Annotated in this window: 7 protein-coding genes; 1 reads left to right on the forward strand and 6 read right to left on the reverse strand. The window is 43.6% G+C overall.

Translation table 11 applies throughout. The annotated features are described in order from the left end of the window. Positions 1-126 precede the first annotated feature (126 nt). The 4 genes from ACFFAP_RS21120 to ACFFAP_RS21135 form a co-directional block, all read right to left on the reverse strand. Positions 127-555: a TMEM165/GDT1 family protein gene (locus ACFFAP_RS21120; protein ID WP_375513047.1), complete on the reverse strand. Its 429-nt coding sequence runs from the start codon at positions 553-555 to the stop codon at positions 127-129. Positions 556-679: 124 nt separating this feature from the next. Further along, on the reverse strand, positions 680-1,030 hold the full coding sequence (locus tag ACFFAP_RS21125) for a YkgJ family cysteine cluster protein (protein ID WP_375513048.1): 351 nt from the start codon (positions 1,028-1,030) through the stop codon (positions 680-682). A 48-nt stretch (positions 1,031-1,078) separates the two neighbouring features. Further along, the gene (locus ACFFAP_RS21130; RefSeq protein WP_375513049.1) at positions 1,079-1,288 is read right to left on the reverse strand and encodes a hypothetical protein; all 210 of its coding nucleotides are present in this window, start codon (positions 1,286-1,288) and stop codon (positions 1,079-1,081) included. A 361-nt stretch (positions 1,289-1,649) separates the two neighbouring features. Beyond that, entirely contained in the window at positions 1,650-2,279 is a 630-nt protein-coding gene (locus ACFFAP_RS21135; protein WP_375513050.1) for a hypothetical protein, read from the reverse strand. Positions 2,280-2,662: 383 nt separating this feature from the next. Here ACFFAP_RS21135 and psb30 point away from each other — a divergent pair, with 383 nt between their 5' ends. Then, positions 2,663-2,806: a photosystem II reaction center protein Ycf12/Psb30 gene (gene psb30, locus ACFFAP_RS21140; protein WP_114086065.1), complete on the forward strand. Its 144-nt coding sequence runs from the start codon at positions 2,663-2,665 to the stop codon at positions 2,804-2,806. A 160-nt stretch (positions 2,807-2,966) separates the two neighbouring features. On the opposite strand, the gene ACFFAP_RS21145 is transcribed toward psb30, so the two are convergent. Both ACFFAP_RS21145 and ACFFAP_RS21150 read right to left on the reverse strand, forming a co-directional pair. Beyond that, positions 2,967-5,093: a DHH family phosphoesterase gene (locus ACFFAP_RS21145; RefSeq protein ID WP_375513051.1), complete on the reverse strand. Its 2,127-nt coding sequence runs from the start codon at positions 5,091-5,093 to the stop codon at positions 2,967-2,969. A gap of 190 nt (positions 5,094-5,283) precedes the next feature. Beyond that, the gene (locus ACFFAP_RS21150; protein ID WP_375513052.1) at positions 5,284-5,697 is read right to left on the reverse strand and encodes a hypothetical protein; all 414 of its coding nucleotides are present in this window, start codon (positions 5,695-5,697) and stop codon (positions 5,284-5,286) included. Between the last annotated feature and the right edge of the window lie 169 nt (positions 5,698-5,866).

The raw sequence follows: 5,866 nt of genomic DNA on the forward strand, positions 1-5,866 counted from the left end.
GTAGTGGGGAACTTGGGCAAGCTGGGGAAGCTGGGGGATAATAACTACTAACTCCTGTACAGACGCGATTAATCGCGTCTGTACTCCTATAACTCTTGTACAGACGCGATTAATCGCGTCTCCTAACTAACCTTGGAATATATCCCAAAACAGCATTAGAGAAATCAGCAACAACATCACACCAGCTGATTTTTCTACAGTTTTTGGGCTGACTCGACTAGCAATCCAACTACCTAAAAGCACACCTAATAAGCTGGTGGTTATCAGCGCAGCCGCCGATCCGATAAATACCACCCACGGCGAATGAGATTCTGCACTCATTAACAGGGTAGATAACTGAGTTTTATCTCCAATTTCTGCTAGAAAAATGGTTACAAAAGTTGTACCAAAAACTACTAACGCTGATTGCTGCTTTTGAGGACTATCGACAACTACAGGCTGAACTGGCTGGGCGATCGCAGGAGTTAAGTTAAAATCAGTGCTGTCTTTGAGTTTTAGCTCAATCTCAGTCTCAGATATGTCATAAATGTCCAAAGGAGCAGAGTCAAGTTTCACAGGCAGTAGTTTTGTTGCTAGGTTGCTTTCATATTTCTATCATATTCTCAGATTGTTAATAAATTGCAACTCCACAGATGGAGATAAAAAAATTATGGAGTGTCTTTGCGTCCTTGCATACTGCTCACAGCCCAACAGCTTGATTGAAGCGTAATATTTCCAGACTGCGATCGCCGTGTACTCCTTCTATTTGCTGGCGACAGCAGTCAATGGCAAAATCGTTAACTTCTTCTGGTTCAACCCCATACATATCTTGAAACACTTCTGATTCCACACGGCAGAAGCGAGGACGATTTGAGTAGATGCGGCATTCTCGCGTGGTATGGTCGAAGTTAACGCACCATCCATCTTCACCTACCATGCTGAGGTAAAGTTCTAGTTCTGGTGGAGAGAGGTACTTATCCAAATCTGGACGATCTGCTGGATCAAGATTACAGCAGGCTCCACATTGTTTTACACATTGCCAAGTTGCCATTTTGTATTAGGGAGTGGGGAGTAGGGGATGAGGCGAGTAACGCATGATCTAGAATCGGTCACGGTCTTTGTACATTGGCAAAGCCCAGGATGCTCCATGACAACCTACTTTGGTGCAGGGTACAGTATCCACCTTGCCAATTTCCACTTTTGAATAGATGACACAATTCGCCTCTACCGTCTCTGCTTTCGCGGCTACAGAGAAACCAAATGAAGCGATCGCGCTTGTGACTGCTAAAAGCAAATTTTGAAGCTTCATGTTAAAAATGTATCGTGATTATTCAGGAAAATAACGAATCAGAATTGGTAAGCCGATCGCGAAGTGCCACTCTCAGTCACAGATCAGAAGTTCTTGCATCATGTGTCATATTTTATGACGCTGCATATACCTCGCGAAGCTTTTTATTTTTCTCTGATACCCCAGTTTATTGAGCCGATACGTAACATCCACTCATTAGGGCACAATATCTGAGAAGTCCCCTGGACGATGCTTATTTACGAAAGAATCAGCGTTTAAAACATTGTGCCTTAACCAAATAATGCGGGTTTCAGGTTTATCGGCTACCTTTTAATACATCCTCTCAGTACCCTCTGAATTGGATTGTTTGTCCAGATAGCAACTATTTCTTACAATCCTCTGAACCCCCTGTATAAACAATCGATTGGTAGCGTCCTTCCTCTGTTCGGATCGTTACACAATAGTTAGTTCTGCCTTCTAGCCAGTAGCCGTAGCCCGAATCATCACTCTTGACCCATCGATAGCCCCGTTCTTTCACTGTGTTTTCTGCCTGTCCTGCCCTTGCCCCCACTAAATCACTTAATTGAGAGACGGTAGTACCCGCCTCAGGCTGACGCCTAGCAGCAGCCCTACGATTTCTGTTACCTGAGTTTTGTCTATAGGAAGCTGTATCCCAATAGACATAAATCGACTCATTGGCGAGGCGATAAATCTGTCCCTTGTCACCCAGTCCAGTTTGTCGATAGGCAGCATCACCATTTTGATCGCGATAATTGCCGGGTCGATTTCCCTCAGGCAGCAGGTCATAGCGACGACCATTTTCCAGTTCAATGCTAACCGCACCCTGCCGTTGGGAAAAGGTACACCGACCAGAGGATGTGGCGCGGTCTTGTCCTTTTGGGAACACATCACAACGGGCATTCACGGTATCGGCTTTGACAGATACGGGAAAACTTAAAGAAGTGATCGCCAGTGCTACCGCTAAAAATAAATTTGAAGATTTTATTGCCATAAAGCTCCTGAGTCATGACAACGAAGATGACATTTTATATCATCCCCTAAATGTATATTTGCTAGTTGACATTTGCAAATCCTTCTTAAACGGACAAGGGGGAAATTAATTTCCAATGCCCAACACTTCGACTCCTTTCGACTTCTCTACGAGACGCACTCGCGTTCGCTCAAGGCAAGTCGAACTGCGACTGCGCTCACCCTAAACTCAGTACAAGTGCCCCATCCCCCATGCCCAATCCCCTTATTTTACGTTTTTATGTCTTTTCTTATAATTTTGTTAAGTAAATTAAATCTAACAGGCCATAGCCAGATATGATCGATTGCGGGTTTTGTAACTAAGTTATTGAATTTTTTAAGACAATAGGGAGGAGAAGAGGAAAAATGTTTGACGCTGTGTCTGACTTGTTTAACGCTTTTACCAGCATCAATTGGGAAGTTATTTTCCAATTACTTTCCGTGGCGCTAATCGTCATTGCTGGGCCAGTGGTAATCTTTTTGCTGGCATTTCGCAACGGCAACTTATAAGATTTATGAGTGCTGATTGAGAGTTAGGAGTGAGGAGTTAGGAGTGAGGAATTAAATTTTATTCTCAACTCATAACTCATAACTCATAAATCAGCATTCACAGTGTCACTCTCATAAGTGATAAGTTAATTAAGAACTCCAAACTCCTAACTTATAACTCCTAACTCCTAACTGATAACGCCTGAAGGGCAGCTTGAATAATACTGTCATACTGTGGCTGAGAGATATCAACTTCTTTGGCGTTTTGACGATTAGTGCCCAGTAAACCGATTATATGTCCTGGCTGCATAGCTAAAACTTTGCCTTCAGAGTTTTTAATTCTTAATTCTGCTTCAATACCATTTTTATAGAAACCACAAGTATACTGTCGCTGGTTGTATTCAAAAGTGGTGCTTGACGGGGTAGGTGGCGAAGTAAAAAATTGTTGAAGCTGAATTGGCAGCCTGACACCTATTAACTCTAGCTCAATCGTGGTGTTACCGTTAAAGTAATTTTCTCGTAGTTTGTAAGCGACATCCACTCGCGGTGGTAAGCGAAAATAGTCGCCCCAACGCCAAGCGATCGCTTTAATTTTATACTCGTGATTATCAACAGTTTGGGCAATTGTCAGTTTAATGTGGCCTTTACCGACGATTTTTTGCTCAACCACTTGAACATTAGGTGTCCAGAAAACTGGATCGGGGTTGTCCATACCGCAGGGGTGTAGAGCATTAAGCTGTTGATAAAGCTGCTGATTGATGTGATTGAGGTTGACTTCGGCATCAATTTTGAGCAGAGGCTTGAGATGCTGGGGTTCAAGACACTGGTTAGCAAACTCAATCAAACGCGATCGCAACACCTCTAAATTCTCTGCTGGTAGAGAGAATCCCCCGGCTGCTTTGTGTCCGCCAAATTTTCCTAGTAAATCGTGACAATATTCCAAAGCTTCAAACACATGAAACTCTGGAATTGAGCGTGCAGAACCGCGTATATGTCCCTCACCCTCATAAGTACCGATGAACACGGGAACGCCGTAGCGTTCTACCAAGCGGGAGGCGACAATCCCAATAACGCCATGATGCCAATTGGGTTGAACAACAATTAATACACGGTCTTGCTGTAGAGATGCAACAAATTCTGTCTCCACATAAGCGATCGCTTCTTGTTCAATTTGCTCACACATTAGCTGGCGAGAGGCGTTGACTTGTTCGCACTGCATCGCTCTTTCCAGCGCCACCCCCATATCATCTGTAGTCAGCAATTCAATCACAGTTTGGGGATTACCAATCCGACCAATAGCATTAATTCGCGGCCCCAGGCGAAAACCGATATCTTCAGGCTTCAGGGATTTGGGATTTGAGGAGTTAGGAGTTAGAAGTGAGGAGTTAGGAATATTAAATTTTTTCTCCCCCGCTTCCCCTGCTCCCCCTGCTCTCTCATCTCCCCTCGCGTGTACGCCGCCTACCTGAATTAACGCCTGCACTCCAGGTAAGTTGGATTTGGGTAAATGCTGTAAACCACGTTTCACCCAACGACGATTTACACCAGTTAAGGGAGCTAAATCTGCGATCGTTCCCAGTGTAAACAGTGCTAGCATCGGCTGAATCAAGCCCTTAGTTTCCCCTAGTTGTTGTGCTAGAGACACTGCTAAAATATAGGCAACACCAACACCAGCAACACCCCGATAAGGTGAGGATTCAGCTATTAGTTTAGGGTTGAGGATAGCATTAGCTGGCGGTAATTTTTGGGGGATATCGTGGTGATCGGTAATAATAACCGCAAGACCAAGTTCTCTAGCTCTCGCAACTGGTTCAAACGCAGAGATACCATTATCGACAGTGAGAATTAATCCCACACCTTCGCTGTGGAATTCTTCAACTATACGTTTATTAATACCATAACCTTCGTGCATCCGGCTGGGAATAGCATAATCTACTTGTGCGCCTAAAGTGCGGAGACTACGTAAAAGTAGAGCAGTGCTGGTCATCCCATCAGCATCGTAGTCACCACAGATAGCAATTTTTGTTTGAGAAGCGATCGCATTTTGTAACAACTCCAGACTAATCGCTAAATCTGGGAAATCTTCCAACGGCGAAGGCAAAACTAAGGACTCTGGATTTAAAAATGCTTGCGCCTGTTCTGGTGTTTCTATACCCCGATTAATCAACAACTGGCTGACAATCGGTGAAATATTTGTCAAAGCTGCCAGATTTTGGGCAAATTCTGGTTTTTGCTGATAAATTTGCCAGCGCTGATTAGGTAAGCGTCGGCGAGGCTTTGAGAGTTCAGATACAGGTCGGTCTAGCACAATAAAAGTTAGGAGTTTTCAGTAGAGACGCGATTAATCGCGTCTGTACAGGGCGATTAATCTGTACAGGGCGATTAATCGCGTCTGTACAGGGCGATTAATCTGTACAGGGCGATTAATCTGTACAGGAGTTAGGAGTTTTTAATTAAAAGTTGTTTCTTAACTCATAACTAATAACACTATTTGCTATCTAAAACACGTTAATCCTACCATCATCCATAATATATAACGAGCGATCGCCTGGAGCGCGCGAAGTCGGACGGAGTTCCAGCCGCAATGTGCCAAAGTTAGGTTTTGAGACTATTGCTTGTAGTGACAAACCCGTTTCGCTCCAAAATATCAGAGATGTATTTGGTTCTGTACCCTCTATTTGTTCTAAATTTAATTTCTGTCCTGGACTTAAAGATATTGCGTCAGTCCCAGAGGGTTTTTGGATTTTAATCAAGTTGGGTGTGCTATTTAGAACCTCAACCTGGATGCGTTGTCCAGGGGTAAACTGAATTGGGTGCGGCCCACACTTAGAAGCACATGTTCCAGCCAGGGTAGCACTGGGATTATTGATGGATGCTGTGAGAACGGTAACTGCAATTAAGGCAAACGACAAAGGCTTAAACCTAATACACAGTATAAATACTTAAATAAAATTTTACTGTGGTTAAGTACTGTCAAGCCTCAGCATATTTTCTCGAATTAAGCTTGAAATAGAAATCTACAATTTACGCACGAACATAGCTTGAACTTATACAAGGAAGTAGTCTGCCTCGTGACGGTAG

It is taken from the genome of uncultured Nostoc sp. (genome assembly GCF_964245575.1).
GTDB lineage: Bacteria > Cyanobacteriota > Cyanobacteriia > Cyanobacteriales > Nostocaceae > Nostoc.